Consider the following 15588-nt stretch of genomic DNA (forward strand, 5'->3'; position numbering starts at 1 on the left):
AAAGCTGTTTGTAAATGTCTTAACCCTTGTTGTAAAGGTACACAGCTAACTTCATTGAGAAAGTCTAATTCTTGTTGTTTTTTCCAATCGGATAGCATTGAAGAAGTTTGAGCGTAGCCTACTCTTTCTTGCTTTTCGTACCATGCTTGTGTTCTGAGATGGAGAGCTTTATTGTAAACTAATCTTACACAGCCCAAAGTGCGCCGCAATAGCGACTCTTGTTCTGGTGTGGGGTAAAATCGGAACGAGTAGGCTTTTTCCATGCCTCACATTTTAGCATATATTTGGTAAATGTGCTAATATTTAACAGTAAAGCCGTCGTAGAACGACGGGGTTTCAGACCCAAATTTTCGATGACGGTCATGCAGCGCTTAAAAATCAGTCAAGTGTTAACTCACGACAATCATTTTCAGCAAGAGGGTTTCATAATTCTATTTGAATAACAGAGGGAAAATTAAACTTTCAGTCCCCCTAAGCTAGGAAAAACTATCCCCAAGCATTTATGGTATTTTATCTGCTGAATTATGCTCAAATCTCGCTCGCGGAACAGTTAACAATCAACTGACAACTAATAAAAACCCCTCCAATTAATGAAGGGGAATTGTGGGATTTTATTGATGGTATTAGAATACTTTTGTGGTTTCTTTTTCTGAAAAGACGGACAACAAAACAATACACACGCCCACCCCCACAACTGTATTTTAAGCTACATTTTTATAAATATTTACATTCCTCTCCGTCAGGCTTCTTTAGCAAGGTTAAGAGCGATCGCATTCTATCTCTAGTAGTCAACAATGCCGATGACAAGAGCTAAGTTAAGATTGAGGGGCATTCAGTTGTTAACTCATGTAATTCTTGAGTAGGGCGAAAATATGACGACACTACTTGTACAAGCGACCTCGGCTCCTCTGATGATTGATCTTCCTTGGATTATGCCGATGACGGAGGAGCAGTTTTATGAATTTTGTTTAGCCAATCGAGATTTACGCATTGAACGCAGTGCCAGTGGAGAAGTGATCGTTATGCCTGCTGCTTTTTCGGATACGGGTAATCGCAATCTTAATATAGCTGTGCAACTGGGGAGTTGGTCAGAACTAGATGGAACGGGACTGGGGTTTGATTCTAGTGCGGGTTTTACGCTGCCCAATGGTGCAATTCGTTCACCCGATGCTGCTTGGATTAAATTAGAACGCTGGAATGCTTTAACAGAAAAACAAAAAGCCTCTTTTGCCCCCATCTGTCCCGATTTTGTCATTGAATTACGTTCTGCTAGTGATATAGTATCCAGTTTGCAGAAAAAGATGGAGGAATATATTGCCAATGGTACTTTATTGGGTTGGTTAATCGATCGCCAAAATCGCCAAGTCTATATTTATCGCCCCCATCGAGAACCAGAAATTTTAAATGATCCTGAAACCGTTAGTGGTGATCCAGAATTGCCGGGGTTTGAGTTAGTAATGGCTAAGATTTGGTGAATGCGATCGCTTCGGACTCCCGTTATGAATTAGGAAGTAAGGAAGTGGGGAAGTAGGAAGTGGGGAGTGGGTTTTTAAAGTTGGATTGGGAGTTAATCATACTGTTAAAAAAGGATTTAGTATCAGAGGCGACCGGGATTTTCCCACAACTCGATCGAATGTGCTATCATTTTGAGCAAATAGAGTAAGTCAGCCTAATTCAACGACGGTGTGTTGAAGCGGAGGAACCGAATTTGGGGCGCATTTCAGTCAATGAAAAGGACATCTCTCAGTCCTAGCCCGTCAGCTAACTTCGTCGGCATTGGGGGAAGACTGAAGGGAAACAGAATAGGAGATATTCCTGCAAATATTCTGACTCTTTCAGGATTCTTGGTTGGTACTGCTCATTATCTGTACCTCGATCCTCATATAAGGGTAAATAACATGAATATTGCGGCTATTTTAGTCGCTGCGCGTGCCACAGGCAGGCAAGCGAAAGCTTGGCTGTTCAAGGATGTGGTACTGTATCCGGCGATGGGTTTTATCGGTCTGATTACCCTCTGGTGGATAATTGCGACTTTCCGAAGTGAATTGATGCCCAATCCTTGGCAGGCCTTGACTAGCAATCTCGATTATATTCTCCATCCCTTCTATCGTCGCGGTCCGGGCAATCTCGGCATTGGTTGGCTATTACTAGCCAGTTTGCGACGCGTCTTAATTGGTTTTCTGTTGGGAGCATTAGTGGCTATTCCGGTCGGGTTTCTCATCGGGCTATCCCGGCCGGCTATGCTCATCCTCAATCCGATCATTCAAATTCTACGCCCCGTTTCTCCCCTAGCTTGGCTACCCATCTCTCTAGCCATGTTTGGAGTCGCGGAACCCTCGGCCATTTTTGTTATTTTTATCACCTCCCTCTGGTCAACCATGATTAATACAGCCCTAGGAGTCGGTAGTGTACCCAAAGACTATATCGATGTGGCCAGAGTCATAGAAATGCCCAAATATCGCCAGATTTTTAAAATTATCCTCCCCGCTAGTTTGCCTTACATTTTTACGGGATTGCGCTTAAGTTTAGGAATTGCTTGGTTAGTCATCGTAGCCGTGGAAATGTTAACCGGAGGTGTGGGAATCGGGTTTTTTCTTTGGGATGAGTGGAATCGCTTAAACCTTAGTTCCGTCTTTCTGGCGGTGATTGTCATTGGCGTTACCGGTTTAATCCTCGATTACCTAATTAGCCGTTTACAAGTCCTTGTCACCCATCGTCCCGCTAAACCGGGCAGTTAATACCATGATTCCCCCCATATCTAGACGTACCTTCCTTCAAGGATTGGGGACGACCCTGGTTACTGGTAGCCTGACTGCCTGTACTATCAATGCCAGTCGCAACCCGACGGGATTAACCGAGGCAGCCCTGGCCGTAACCCCGATTATCGATCCGAAAACCCTAGAAAAACCTAACCTCACCGTGGGATATGTCCCCGTCAATGATTGCGCCCCCTTCGCGGTTGCCTGGGAAAAAGGCTTTTTTCGCAAGTATGGACTGAATGTCACCCTCAGTCGGGAAGCAAGTTGGGCGAATTCCCGTGATGGGATTATCTTCGGACGCTTGGACGCTTCTCCCGTGGTCTCCGGGGCGATTACCAATGCGAGGACGGGGGCAGAAGGGGCGCGGGTTGCCCCTCTGTGTGGGGCGATGACTATTCATCGACACGGCAACGCTATGACCATGAACCGGCCGATGTGGGATTTTGGCCTTCGACCTTGGCGAGAGTATAATGGCGATCTTCAGCAAGCGGGCAAGCAACTGCACGCCTATTTCCAGAGTATCCCCCCAGAAGAGCGCATCTGGGCAGCAGTCTTGAGTTCCTCCATCTATGAATACTTCCTGCGTTATCTGACGGCATCGATGGGCATTAATCCCATTGAGGAATTTCGTCTTTTGATTATTCCGCCACCGCAGATGGTCAACAATATGCGTATTGGCACAATGCAAGCTTATATGGTGGCCGAACCCTGGAACACTAGGGCGATTACTGGTCACGAAGGGGTCGGTTTTACCTTTGCCCAGGGACGGGAAATCTGGCAAGGACACCCCGATCGCATTCTAGCGGTGATGGAGTCTTTTATCGAAGAAAACCCGAAAACTTATCGCTCTTTAGTCAAAGCGATGATTGAAGCTTGTCAGTATTGCGATCGACCTGAAAATCGAGAGGAAGTAGCGACGATCATTTCCGGGCGCTCGTTTACAGGGGCAAAACCACAATTGACCCGCCCCGGCATTGTTGGGGATTACAACTATGGCGGTTTCGATGATCGAAAACGTCTGGTTAAGGACATAGCCACGACAATTTTTTTCGCCATGCCCGAGGATATTGCCAAAGCCGATCACGATCATTCTACCTTTCTCTGGCAATCCGAAAGTCTTTGGTTAATCACCCAAGCCGCTCGCTGGGGACAGATTGCTGAAATACCCAAAAATGCCGAAGAAATAGCCAAAAAAGCTTGGAGAACCGATTTATACCGTCAAATCGCCGACGATATGGGTATTATTTGTCCCAGCGAGGATTATTACGTTGTACCAGCAAGGTCTTTTATCGATCAAAAAGCTTTTGATCCTAGCGATCTCGTTGGTTATCTCAATAGTTTTGAAATTCGCGCCAATTTACCTCAATTCTTTTATTTGCAGGGATAATTATTATGGCTCAATTCTCCTCTGTTCCTAACTCGATCTCAGGTTCCTTTTCTGGGGAGGAATTTTTAGAAATTAAAAATATCGTTAAAGCTTACCCTAAAGCTGATGGCAGTAATTTTGTCGTTCTCGATGGGGTCAATCTGACTATTGGTTCCCAAGAATACATTTCGGTGATCGGTCATTCTGGTTGTGGCAAATCGACGCTTTTAAAAATTATCGCTGGTTTAGAACAAGCCTCCTCGGGACAGGTCACTTTAGAAGGAAAGTTAATTCGTCAACCGGGGGCCGACCGCATGATGGTTTTTCAACATTATTCTCTTTTGCCCTGGTTGACAGTGCGAGAAAATATTCGTTTGGCGGTGGATGAAGTTCTTAAAAGTGCTAGTAAAGTTGAAAAAAATAGCCTTGTTAATGAACATTTAGCTATGGTGCATTTAACGGCCGCTGCTGATAAATATCCCGAAGAAATCTCCGGCGGAATGAAGCAGCGGGTGGGCATCGCTCGCGCTTTGGTAACTCGACCGAAAATGCTATTGATGGATGAACCTTTTGGGGCTTTAGATGCTTTAACTAAGCGAAAATTACAACAGGAAGTTCTCAAAATTTGGGAGAGTCACCGGCAAGCGGTGATCATGATTACCCATGATGTAGATGAGGCAATTTTTATGTCCGATCGCATTGTTTTAATGACCAATGGGCCTCATGCTAATATCGGTGAGATTTTAACAGTCCCTTTTCCCCATCCCCGGGATCGTCACGCCATGCGAGAAACTCAAGAATATTATGATTTGAGAAATCATGCTCTCGATTTTCTAGAGCGTTATTTTACAGCGGATGAATAGGTGGTAAAAAAGTGAGATTAACCTAGAGTCGCAACTCTGAAATCAGGAGAAACTAGGTTAATTTTTTATCTCCTCAACTAGATTGAATATAACGCTGTTCTATATTGTTGCCCACGGGAAATCCACTCAACACCGATAGAACAGCGATAACTAATCATCCTATTAAGATTGGCTCAAGGTAGCCAATTCTGAGGCTAAAGGATCAACCCGGCGCAAATTTGCCCCTAATGCTCTTAATTTACCCTCTAAATTATCGTAACCTCGATCGAGGTGATGGAGTCCCTGCACAATAGTAGTCCCCCGGGCTGCCAATCCCGCTACCACCAAAGCTGCCGAAGCGCGTAGATCCGTGGCCATCACCGGCGCCCCAGATAGGAAAGGCACACCGCGCACTAAAGCCACATTTCCTTTGACCTTGATATCTGCTCCCAGACGCTTTAATTCGGCCACATGACGCAGACGGTTTTCAAAAACCGTTTCATTAACCACACTACTGCCCTCGGCTAAAGTTAATAGAGCCATAAATTGGGCCTGCATATCCGTGGGAAAACCGGGATAGGGCAGGGTTTCGATATCGGTGGCTTTTAAGTCCCTAGGGATAATCCGCAGACGATTAGGACCATCTTCCACCACTTCCGGACCGATTTCGTGCAGTTTGGCAATTACCGAAGCTAAATGGCAGGGAATCACGGGATAAAGACTTATTTCTGAGCGGGTAATCGCCCCGGCTATCAGTAAAGTTCCGGCTTCAATGCGATCGGGAATGATACTGTAATCGGTACTGTGCAGACGGGAAACTCCCTCAATGACAATTGTATTGGTCCCGGCACCGCGAATTTTTGCCCCCATGGAAACACAAAAATCGGCTAAATCAATCACCTCCGGCTCTTGGGCCGCATTACCGAGAATGGTTTCCCCTTCCGCTAAAGTCGCCGCCATCATTAGGGTTTCCGTCGCTCCCACACTGGGATAATCCAGATAAATATTCGCCCCTTTCAGACGACCATTACCTTTAACGCGGGCGTGTACCATGCCGCCATCGATTAATACATCTGCACCCATTGACTGGAGACCCCTAACGTGCAGATCCACCGGTCTGGCCCCAATGGCGCAGCCGCCGGGGAGGGGAACTTTTGCTTCTCCTAAACGGGCTAAAATCGGTCCAATGGCAAAAAAACTGGCCCGCAACTGGGAGACGAGATCGTAGGGTGCTTGAGCTTGTTTGAGGTCTCTGCCATCAATCTCTAGTCTATCTTTGGTGCGACGGACTTGCACGCCCAAGGCCGAGAGAATTTGACTCATCCGCTCGATATCGGCCAGGGCAGGTACATTACTAATCTGGCACTGGTCGGAGCAGAGTAAAGCCCCCGCCATAATGACTAGAGCGGCATTTTTGGCACCACTGATCTTGACTTCACCCTTGAGAGAGTGACGACCTTGAATTTCTAAATAGGGATGCTCGGTATCGATGGTCATAGGATCATTCATTTATCTTGGTTGGCAGTCTTGGCTAAGGATAGCTTCGGCAAAATGACACTGCATTTTATCAGATTTTTGAGGAAATTATTGGTGATTCTACCCCGAAAAGCGATTTTTGTCTTAATTATCTGAACCATCTTGACTTATGGATTGTCCGATAGTACAATAAAAGATTGTGAAAGAAAAATGCGGAACTGGCGGAATTGGTAGACGCGCTAGATTCAGGTTCTAGTGTCTGCAAAGACTTTCGGGTTCAAGTCCCGAGTTCCGCATTATCTCCCTCAAGACGTGGTTGTTTAGGGTAGGCCTAGCGGGGTGAAAAATCCTATTGGCTATAGTCTTGATCGCTCTCCTGTAACGGCTATGATTAGCAGTGTTCAAAACCCTTTAATCAAGCAAATTCGCAAGCTACACCGCACTAGAGAGCGACAGGAGCAGAATTTGTCCTTAATTGAGGGAACGCACTTACTAGAGACAGCTTTAGCGGTGAATTGTTCCCTAGAGACAGTTTTTTATACTGAAAAGTGGCGGCAAAGACAGGGAGAATTAGCGCAGAAGCTTCAAAATCAAGCCAAACGAGTCGAGATAGTCTCCCCGGAAGTCCTCGCTTCCCTTGCAACAACGGTTAATCCCGATGGTGTGATTGCCACTATTTCCCGTCATCACCTTCATCCAGTCCCCCAAAATCCGCTACAATTGGGCTTAGTTTTGGAAAGATTGCAGGATCCGGGTAATCTCGGCACTATTATTCGCACTGCCGTGGCTACGGAAGTACAGGGTATCTGGTTAAGTCTCGATAGCGTCGAAATCGATAACCCGAAAGTGATCCGCAGTTCCGCCGGGGAATGGTTTCGATCGCCCCTGGTGGTAGAATCGGATTTATCGGCTTTAGTGAAAAAATATCAAGCACAGGGGGTAAAAGCGATCGCAACTTTACCCACAGCCACCAAAAACCACTGGGAGATTGATTTTACCCGTCCGACTTTAATATTATTAGGCAATGAAGGAGCCGGTTTATCGCCCCAATTAGCGACTTTAGCCGATGAAACGGTGAAAATTCCCCTCTTTGGTGGTGTGGAATCTTTAAATGTTGCGATCGCTACTGCTGTCATCCTCTACGAAGCTAGAAGACAATTATCGGTGAATAGTTAAACCAGACAAGAATTAGAGATTTATTCTGTATCATAGTTTGTGCTTTTTATCAAGAATAAATTCTCGTTTGTAACAAAAGTAAACAAATATTTGGCGCGATGTTCTTGGGTAAAAAATCGGGGTTTAACTTACAAAAGTGCGGGGTAGGGGAATCGAACCCCTAAGCGTTGCTCTTGGAAAGGAACTCTTTCTACAACTTACACTGCTCCCAGCACATTTGGGTAGTCGCCAGACCTCCGCAGCATCGCCACCCCGCATGAACCGACCGTCGTGTAGACAACGGGTGCAATCATAAGCCCCTCCTTAATGTTCATCAAGAACGGAGACCATTCATGCACTGTTGAGCAGCCCTTAAGTGCTTCCAGAAGCACCCTTATCACCAAGACTTTGGGAAGGCTTAAGCACCAACCACCCCCATGATGTTGTAATTATAACTTCAGGAGCTATGAATTTGCAACGTGCCATAATCTGTTCTATTTGTCAAAAATAAATTCTCGTTTGTAACAAAAGTAAACAAATATTTTGAGCGTGGGTGCCAAAACGGAAAACTGCTCGGTGTCCAATTAGGATTACTCAAGGCTGTGCATCCGGTAAACGGTCATAAAAACGATCGACTGCTACCATGGGCGTATCAGCCAATTCAAAAGCTCCTGTTTCAATATCGAGCAACGATTTTACCGTCATTCCCAGCCTCAACTTGAGGTTTTATATGAGTTCCATAGATATAATCACCTCGTTGGGCAAATTCTTCTTTACTTTAGAGAGGTCGTCATACTGTCATTGGCTAGAATCTGTTTCAAAGTTCTTCTATTTATTTTAACTTAGACCCTAAGTCGGATTTTGGCGGAATTTGCTCGGCTGTTAAGGTGACAATTTGGCCATCTTTGAAAATGCTGATAGATTCTCCTAAGAGGCGGTGTCTCTCAATTGCTTCTGCGATTGCGACTCTAACACCTGTATCGATTTTCTGATGCAGTTCCGTTAAGGTGGGTTCAGTCATTTTAGTTTCTGGTAATGATTCGGAAGGTGTCTGGGTTATAAATAATAGGAGGTTGATTAAATCCTGATGCGGCAACTAAGTGCGGCTCATCCCCAGAATTATCATAGATAACCCAAGTATCGCACAAAGGTAAATACAACTGCATCAGGTTAATACGTCCCCGCTCATAACGACGAAGAACCACATCTTCAGGAATATTATGACCGCCACTGGCTACCCTTCTGTGAACTCTCTCTAAAGCTAATTCTGGACTTTGTAGCCAAAAATAAATAAGATTGAGCCTATAGCCAGAACTTTGACAGTCTCTCAAAAAACGGGCAAAATATCGGGCTGCCAGGGTGCTTTCAAAGGCAAAATCTATTCCTTGGCACTTCAGCGTTACCAACCTTTCTAACATCAAGCGTCCTGCTTGGATAGCAACCGACTCAGGATTAAAAGGTGAGATTCCGGCGGCAATTTCATCGGCGTTAACGTACTCGATAACGCCTAAAAAGTTGGGTAAAAGTTTTTTAGCGACGGTGGTTTTCCCGGAACCATTGGGGCCACCAATTAGATAAACATCAGACATGAGGGAAAAGCTCGTCCTCCAGATTATTTTGACGCCAATTCAAAAATGAAACGCATCAACCTCAAGAGTTGACAGAAAAAGGCTCATCAGGTACTGTCTGATCATTAACAACAACAAATCAGACCCAAAAATGAGCCGCCCACATCTTAACATAGAACAAAGAAACTTACTCTACCAACTTAGTCAAGAGGGAAATTTATCTCAACGGCAAATGGCCGTCTGGCTCGGATGTCATCAAAGCACAATATCACGGGAATTAAAAAGGAATCAAAGTTTCCTTGGCTGCTATCTACCTGACACAGCACAAGCTCAAAGCGAGACGCGGCGAAAAAATGCCAAACAACCCTTTAAAAATGTCAGCAAGGCTACCTTAGAGTAGGTGAAAAAAGGATTGAAAGATTATCATAGCCCCGAACAAATAGCGGGTCATCAATGCCTTGACTATCGTACCCCGAATGAGGTATTCTATGAAGGTAGATGAGACAGTGATGCAATTCAGACTTGAATCGGCCGATTAAGCCTCCATCACTACTACCGAATCACCACCAACTATCATTTTGCTCTGAGTTTTTTGCATTTGTACGACAATTAAATTTATCATAAAAAAGAGAAAGAAATACCTTGAAGACTAGATAAAGTATGGTAAATCCTCTGCATCTCATATTTGTAAAAATATCATCTGGACAAGACACCATTAAGATAGGCACAACGTAAAGATAGAATAGAAGAAACGTTCTCATTTTGCCACGGTGCGCCCGAAAGTTTAACCCGCTTTCCAATTTGTTTAATCCCCGATTCAATCGCGCCTGAACCTAGGGAAGAAACTCGTTCTTTCCCTGCTGCCCTGGGAGAGTCCTTCCACAGAGTCAATGTTACTGACTGCTTGATACCTCCCCTGAACGGTTAAAGTTAAGAGAGTGGTGCGTTACTACCGACTACCGACTTCTAAATGGGATATTATCAACATGAAAACTAAATTATCTCAGCTTTATGAAACTGATTTTAATTTGTGGATTGAGCAAACCGTAAATCACTTAAAAAAGGGCAATTTACAGGCCCTTGATTTAGATAACTTAATCGAAGAAATATCCGATATGGGACGTAATAATAGACGGGAGGTATTCAGTCGTTTAAAAGTTCTCTTGATGCACTTACTTAAATGGCAATATCAACCGGAAAAACGGACTAATAGCTGGATAAATACGATTGATGAGCAAAGAGAACAATTAGAGCTTATTTTCAGGGATAGTCCTAGCTTAAAACCCTATTTAGCCGATATTTTCGCAGAATGTTATCAAAAAGCAGTGCGAGGGACGGTAAATGAAACTAATTTACCAAAAGAAACTTTTCCGGTTGATTGTCCTTTTACCCAAGAACAGGTTTTAAATTGTGATTATTTTCCTGAAAATACCTTTTGAACAATGGATCTGGCAGTTTTATGAGAAAATCGCCCTGCTGTCAAGACTGATTTTTTTCTTGCCAAATAGCCAAGGCCATTTGATGAACAAATCGCCAAGGTAGATGATGCTGACGGGCAATAGCGGCACAATCTTCGTATTCTGGTTGTACGGTAATCGGTTGATTAATTGACTCTTTGTAGGCAACTTTTAGCCGAATTTGACCATAGACAGTATCGATCGATTGTATCTCTCTTTTTAAGATTGATCGCTCTTGAATTGTCCTTCTAATGCCTAAAGTTGTTGTTTCCTGAAAGATCATATTTTCACAAATAGCAATTTTATCCAAGCCACAAATTACTGTCAAAAGTATCCCAAAACGAGATTTTTTCATAGTAATTGCTTGACTAAATACATCTAAAGCCCCCGCTTGTAATAAAGCCTCGCTTAAGTAGGCGATCGCTTGCGGATTTAAGTCATCAATTTGAGTTTCTAAAACTGCCACAGTTTCGATTTCATCTAGCTTTTCTGGTGCTTTTTTCCCTAACCAAAGCCGGACAAGATTGGGAATCGGTAAATCTTTTGTCCCTGCCCCTAAACCGACCTTTTCTAACTGCATTTTGGGCGGTTTACCGAAACTTTTAGCTAAAGTTGTCACAATAGCTGCCCCCGTGGGTGTTACTAACTCCGCTGCGATGCCATTACTATAAATAGGTACTTGTCGATTACTTAACAATTGTACTACTGCTGGCACGGGAACCGGTAAACGACCATGGGCGGCCTGAACTGTACCGCCGCCGGTGGGGAGAGAAGAACAGTATAATTCACTCACCGATAGCCAATCCAAACCCAAACAAGTCCCGACGATATCAATAATGGCATCGGTTGCCCCCACTTCGTGAAAATGCACCTTTTCTGGCGCGATCCCGTGAACGGCTCCTTCTGCGATCGCAAGTTGTTGAAAAACCGCTAAACTCCATTCTTGGACTTTCTGGGGTAAATTTGCCTGTTTGATTAAATTTTCAATCTCCGGTAAATGGCGAGCGGGGGTATGATGGTGATGGTGGTGATGATGATCGGACTTCTCGGCAGTGACATCGACGTGAACCTTAGTAGCAATTTGACCGCGACGATGCACTTTTTCGGCCCTTAACTGATATTCATCCTCAATTCCTAAAGTTTTTAGTTGTGCAATCAGGTATTCTAAGGGGACTCCTAAATCTACTAATGCCCCTAAACACATATCCCCGGCGATTCCCGTGGGACAATCCCAATAGGCGACGATTTTGCTATCATGGCTACTATTTACTCTCTCCATCCCGAAAATCCCCAACAACGTTCTATCCAAGAAATCTGTCATGCCCTGAAAAATGGGGCAATTATGCTTTATCCTACCGATACTGTCTATGCGATCGGTTGCGATCTCAATGTGAAATCTGCCGTCGAACGAGTTCGCCAAATCAAGCAACTATCTAATGATAAACCCTTGACGTTTCTCTGTTCTTCTTTGTCGAATATTTCCGAGTACGCAGTGGTCAGCGATCATGCCTATAAGATTATGCGACGAGTCATACCCGGTCCCTACACTTTTCTCTTACCAGCGACTAAATTAGTGCCGAAAGTGGTGATGAATCCAAAGCGGAAAACCACTGGTATCCGGGTTCCCGATCACGTTATCTGTCGCACTATTCTCGAAACCCTAGAAAATCCCATTATCTCTAGTTCTGCCCATCTTCCCGATCAGGAGGGAGATTTTCCCACCAAGGGATTAGAAACCGCTAGGTTATTCGATGCCCTCGATCATATCGTTGATTTAATTATCGAAGATGGCTCTGCTCCCGGTTCGGAAGTGTCAACAATTGTTGATTTTACCGGCGATCAACCGGATATCGTGCGTCAGGGTTTGGGTTGGCCGGAATTACAACAATGGTTATAACGAAGGCACTCATGCACTCATGCAAAAGGCCGCTTTTTGCTCCCCACACCCCACACCCCACACCCCACACCCCACAACTTCCCACTTGCCACTTCCCACTTGCCACTGATAACTGATAACTGATAACTGATAACTGATAACTGTATCGGTTATTGCGACTTTTTATTTCCTGAAAACCGCCTTGTGGAAGTCAAGTTAGTTGCTTAAGATGGAGATAATCGCAGTCAGAGAAAACCTCTCAAGGAAATTATTACTATGGCTTTCACTCTTTATTCTCCCTTCCTAGAAATTAATTCTGTCCAACGTCAAATCGATCAACTTTTTCAAGAAGTATTACCGACAACTTCATTGGTATCTCGTCCCCCGGTGGAAATCTCCGTTAACGAGGATTCCGTGGAATTAAAAATCGAATTACCCGGTATGGATATTAAAGATATCGATGTGGAGGTTAGCAAGCAAATGGTGGCTATTAATGGGCAACGTGAATGCGCTGCCGAGGTAAAAGACAGCGAATTTTATTATGGTAAATTTAGTCGCTTGATTACCCTGCCAGTAGAGGTGCAAAATAGCCAAGTTACCGCTAACTATCAAGACGGTATTCTTTATCTCACCCTCCCGAAAGCGGCGGCAGAAAAAAATAAAGTGGTTAAAGTTAATCTTGGTTAGATGAGAAAAAGACTGGAGAATTTCTCCAGTCTTTGGTTTTATTTGTAGTCGCTAACTGTTAATGGAGTTCTTTGCCATTTAGGTTGACGGGACGGGGTTGAATAACACCAAAACCGCCGTGATTGCGTTGATAGATAACGTTGATTTCGTTAGTGTCTTTGTTGCAGAACATAAAGAAATCGTGATCGACTAATTGCAATTGTGTTAGTGCTTCCTCAATAGTCATCGGTGGCATGGCAAAGTATTTCATCCGCACTACTTCCGCAGGTAATTCGGGAGTGCGATCACCAATTAGGCTATCATCTAAGGGTTTCTCTTGCACCACCTCGCTAGTTTTAACGGTGGCGTGGGTGCGATGATCCACCAATCTTTCTTTATACTTGCGGAGTTGACGAGCGATTTTATCAGAAACTAAATCAATACTCGCGTACAAATTTTCGCTTCCTTCTTGAGCGCGAATCACTGTTCCATTAGCATAAACCGTTACCTCCGCTTTGTGACGATCGGGAATGCGTGCATTCTTTTCCACGGAGAGGTGAACATCGACCTTTGTGGTTATGCCGTTAAAATGTTTCACCGCTTTCTCCAGCTTTTGTTCCACATAATCATGAATAGGTTCGGTGACAGCGATATTATTGCCCTGAATCAATAGCTTCATACTCACTACTCCATCTAAAAATTTTGCTATGGACTGCCCACATCAACTATTTTTAAGGGATGTTGATGCCAGGAATTTAATCCTCAAAAAAACTGCTCGATCGCGCTGTTGATTGAAAGTCAATTAGAGGTCACAGTCTAGATATTGTCGGTGTTCTCGTTCTCTTTTTTTTGTCGGATCGCACGGAAAATTCATCGGGTCGAGCGCCTATTTGCAACTGGATTTATCTACCTCTATTCTAACAAGTTTCTCTAAACCTTCTCTTAACAGAAATGCGAAGTTCTGTTAACTTTCATTTAAAGAAACTGATTTTTGCCGCCAGCAAGGGAATCCGGTGATTGTTTCTCCCGTTCGACGGTTAACCTCGGAATAGATGGGATAACCTTAGATTAGCACTTAGTATTCTCCCCAACATCTATATCTTCCCTTCTTTTAATTTTCCTTTGCGCTCCTTCACATTTCTTAAATAATTTGACAAATCTCGCAATGAATGCTCAAAAAATACCTCGTCCCTGTGGGCTAAAAATTTGGGCAATTACGCCCTATTCTTTGGCAACAGCGATCGCTGGTGGGGCGAGAATTGCTAATCCCGACTTACCTGATATCCTGCTAATACTCGAACAGCCCCCGTTTATACCCTATCCATTAGTCAGATCTTTCTTAACAAAAAGAGAAGAAACTTAAAAAAAAGGGAAACGATTGATAGGTATAGTTTTGAAAGAAGGAATCAAGGTCGAGGTGAGCAAAAAAATGGAGAAATGGGCAGCCCAAGAATTACAGTATGCAGACCTCGGCGATACCAGAAGAAAGAAAAGGTTAATCAGTATCGTGGAAAACTTGGTCAGCCAATTTAGTACAAGTGTACAATAAGCTTCGGGAAATCTAGCGGCAGCGAGTGCCACCTATGACTTTTGGAATTCCCCCTATTTTCACCCCTCAGATATAATTGCCGCCCAAGCTAAAAGTACAGTAGAAAGAATCAAAGAACATCCAATAGTTTTGGCAGTGCAAGACACAACAAGTTTAGACTTTACGACACAAAAAGCCAAAAAAGGAAGGCTCTACCGAACCTGTCAGGTAAAACTATCAATAACTCATGGTTGTAAAGCTTGTATAATAAGGCTTTGAGTTTTTGTTAGATTGATATTTATCAACTTTAGAGCATTGCTGGGCAGAGAGGGAGCTTGAGGAATTTTCTACAGTGTAAGTTCGGAAGAACCAAAAGGAATGGGTTATCTAGATTGTAAAACCTCCTTTGGTCTCAAAGTTCATACCACATTAGGAGTATCCCCGGTCGGAATACCTTTAGGACTGATTAATCAATAGGTCTGGGCAAGAGAAGAAAAGAATTTAGGGATTGCCAAGCAACGAAAAAAAAGAGAAACCCAAGAAAAAGAAAGTCAAAGATGGTTAAATTCTTGCTCAGAAACACAACAACAAATACCCGAAGAAATTCAAGTAGTAACAATCGGAGATTGTGAGGCAGACATATTTGATTTATTTGCCCAGTCAAGAAATCCTAACTCTCATTTATTAATCCGAGGAACTCATAACCGAAAAGTTAACTATCTCGTCGAAGACAAGGAAAAGTCAGGGCATCCAGAGACTAAATATTTACATCAATCCATCAGATAAATTAAAGCCTGTGGTAGCCTAGATGTGCAAGTAAAACGCAATCCTAATCACGAGGCTAGACTAGCTAAACTAACAGTTAGATTTGCCAGTTTTGAAATACAAGTACCTA

At 43.8% G+C, this 15588-nt stretch carries 14 protein-coding genes, 1 tRNA gene, 6 pseudogenes and 1 riboswitch; of the genes and pseudogenes, 14 read left to right on the plus strand and 7 right to left on the minus strand.

The window, feature by feature from the left end; genetic code table 11:
* Positions 1-263: helix-turn-helix domain-containing protein (locus IM319_RS07830; protein WP_287735208.1), on the minus strand; the 263-nt coding region annotated here is incomplete at its 3' end.
* A gap of 87 nt (positions 264-350) precedes the next feature.
* Here IM319_RS07830 and IM319_RS22445 point away from each other — a divergent pair.
* From IM319_RS22445 to IM319_RS07850, 5 genes and pseudogenes are all read left to right on the plus strand, one after another.
* A pseudogene (locus IM319_RS22445) lies at positions 351-443 on the plus strand (type II toxin-antitoxin system VapC family toxin); the annotation flags it as partial.
* A 429-nt stretch (positions 444-872) separates the two neighbouring features.
* Positions 873-1475 (plus strand): Uma2 family endonuclease, encoded by a 603-nt coding sequence (locus IM319_RS07835; RefSeq protein ID WP_287735209.1) that lies wholly within the window; start codon positions 873-875, stop codon positions 1473-1475.
* Between the two features lie 181 nt (positions 1476-1656).
* A riboswitch (cyclic di-AMP (ydaO/yuaA leader) is annotated at positions 1657-1791 on the plus strand.
* A gap of 107 nt (positions 1792-1898) precedes the next feature.
* On the plus strand, positions 1899-2738 hold the full coding sequence (gene ntrB, locus IM319_RS07840; protein ID WP_287080170.1) for a nitrate ABC transporter permease: 840 nt from the start codon (positions 1899-1901) through the stop codon (positions 2736-2738).
* A gap of 4 nt (positions 2739-2742) precedes the next feature.
* Positions 2743-4146 (plus strand): CmpA/NrtA family ABC transporter substrate-binding protein, encoded by a 1404-nt coding sequence (locus IM319_RS07845; protein WP_286826360.1) that lies wholly within the window; start codon positions 2743-2745, stop codon positions 4144-4146.
* A 5-nt stretch (positions 4147-4151) separates the two neighbouring features.
* A complete protein-coding gene (locus IM319_RS07850; RefSeq protein ID WP_286826359.1) occupies positions 4152-4988 on the plus strand; it encodes an ABC transporter ATP-binding protein in 837 nt (278 codons plus the stop codon).
* Positions 4989-5150: 162 nt separating this feature from the next.
* Here IM319_RS07850 and murA read toward each other — a convergent pair whose 3' ends face one another.
* Positions 5151-6464, minus strand: a complete 1314-nt coding sequence (gene murA / locus IM319_RS07855) for a UDP-N-acetylglucosamine 1-carboxyvinyltransferase (RefSeq protein WP_287675926.1) — start codon at positions 6462-6464, stop codon at positions 5151-5153.
* A 191-nt stretch (positions 6465-6655) separates the two neighbouring features.
* On the opposite strand from murA, the gene IM319_RS07860 reads away from it, so the two are divergent.
* Positions 6656-6739 (plus strand) — tRNA-Leu (locus IM319_RS07860).
* 91 nt (positions 6740-6830) lie between these two features.
* Positions 6831-7619: a TrmH family RNA methyltransferase gene (locus tag IM319_RS07865; protein ID WP_286826363.1), complete on the plus strand. Its 789-nt coding sequence runs from the start codon at positions 6831-6833 to the stop codon at positions 7617-7619.
* Between the two features lie 811 nt (positions 7620-8430).
* Here IM319_RS07865 and IM319_RS07870 read toward each other — a convergent pair.
* On the minus strand, positions 8431-8619 hold the full coding sequence (locus IM319_RS07870) for a hypothetical protein (RefSeq protein ID WP_287735210.1): 189 nt from the start codon (positions 8617-8619) through the stop codon (positions 8431-8433).
* Between the two features lies 1 nt (position 8620).
* Entirely contained in the window at positions 8621-9187 is a 567-nt protein-coding gene (locus tag IM319_RS07875) for a zeta toxin family protein (RefSeq protein WP_287735211.1), read from the minus strand.
* A gap of 130 nt (positions 9188-9317) precedes the next feature.
* Here IM319_RS07875 and IM319_RS07880 point away from each other — a divergent pair.
* Positions 9318-9659: pseudogene (locus tag IM319_RS07880) on the plus strand (transposase); the annotation flags it as partial.
* A gap of 203 nt (positions 9660-9862) precedes the next feature.
* On the opposite strand, the pseudogene IM319_RS07885 reads toward IM319_RS07880, so the two are convergent.
* Positions 9863-10021 (minus strand): annotated as a pseudogene (locus IM319_RS07885) (ISKra4 family transposase); the annotation flags it as partial.
* 131 nt (positions 10022-10152) lie between these two features.
* On the opposite strand from IM319_RS07885, the gene IM319_RS07890 reads away from it, so the two are divergent.
* Positions 10153-10605 (plus strand): DUF29 domain-containing protein, encoded by a 453-nt coding sequence (locus tag IM319_RS07890; RefSeq protein WP_287735214.1) that lies wholly within the window; start codon positions 10153-10155, stop codon positions 10603-10605.
* 40 nt (positions 10606-10645) lie between these two features.
* On the opposite strand, the gene larC is transcribed toward IM319_RS07890, so the two are convergent.
* Positions 10646-11902, minus strand: a complete 1257-nt coding sequence (gene larC, locus IM319_RS07895) for a nickel pincer cofactor biosynthesis protein LarC (RefSeq protein WP_287735212.1) — start codon at positions 11900-11902, stop codon at positions 10646-10648.
* Here larC and IM319_RS07900 point away from each other — a divergent pair.
* Both IM319_RS07900 and IM319_RS07905 read left to right on the plus strand, forming a co-directional pair.
* The gene (locus IM319_RS07900) at positions 11879-12520 is read left to right on the plus strand and encodes an L-threonylcarbamoyladenylate synthase (RefSeq protein ID WP_190718528.1); all 642 of its coding nucleotides are present in this window, start codon (positions 11879-11881) and stop codon (positions 12518-12520) included. The two genes, larC and IM319_RS07900, sit on opposite strands and share 24 nt — an antisense overlap.
* A gap of 255 nt (positions 12521-12775) precedes the next feature.
* Positions 12776-13186 (plus strand): Hsp20/alpha crystallin family protein, encoded by a 411-nt coding sequence (locus tag IM319_RS07905; protein ID WP_286826446.1) that lies wholly within the window; start codon positions 12776-12778, stop codon positions 13184-13186.
* A 58-nt stretch (positions 13187-13244) separates the two neighbouring features.
* On the opposite strand, the gene hpf is transcribed toward IM319_RS07905, so the two are convergent.
* Entirely contained in the window at positions 13245-13844 is a 600-nt protein-coding gene (gene hpf, locus IM319_RS07910; protein ID WP_287735213.1) for a ribosome hibernation-promoting factor, HPF/YfiA family, read from the minus strand.
* A 486-nt stretch (positions 13845-14330) separates the two neighbouring features.
* On the opposite strand from hpf, the pseudogene IM319_RS07915 reads away from it, so the two are divergent.
* The 3 pseudogenes from IM319_RS07915 to IM319_RS07925 all read left to right on the plus strand — a co-directional run.
* Positions 14331-14474, plus strand: a pseudogene (locus IM319_RS07915) (lipoyl(octanoyl) transferase LipB); the annotation flags it as partial.
* 120 nt (positions 14475-14594) lie between these two features.
* Positions 14595-14894: pseudogene (locus tag IM319_RS07920) on the plus strand (IS4/Tn5 family transposase DNA-binding protein); the annotation flags it as partial.
* Positions 14895-15065: 171 nt separating this feature from the next.
* Positions 15066-15588: pseudogene (locus IM319_RS07925) on the plus strand (IS4 family transposase); the annotation flags it as partial.

The organism is Microcystis sp. M113S1, from assembly GCF_020246945.1.
Taxonomy (GTDB): domain Bacteria; phylum Cyanobacteriota; class Cyanobacteriia; order Cyanobacteriales; family Microcystaceae; genus Microcystis.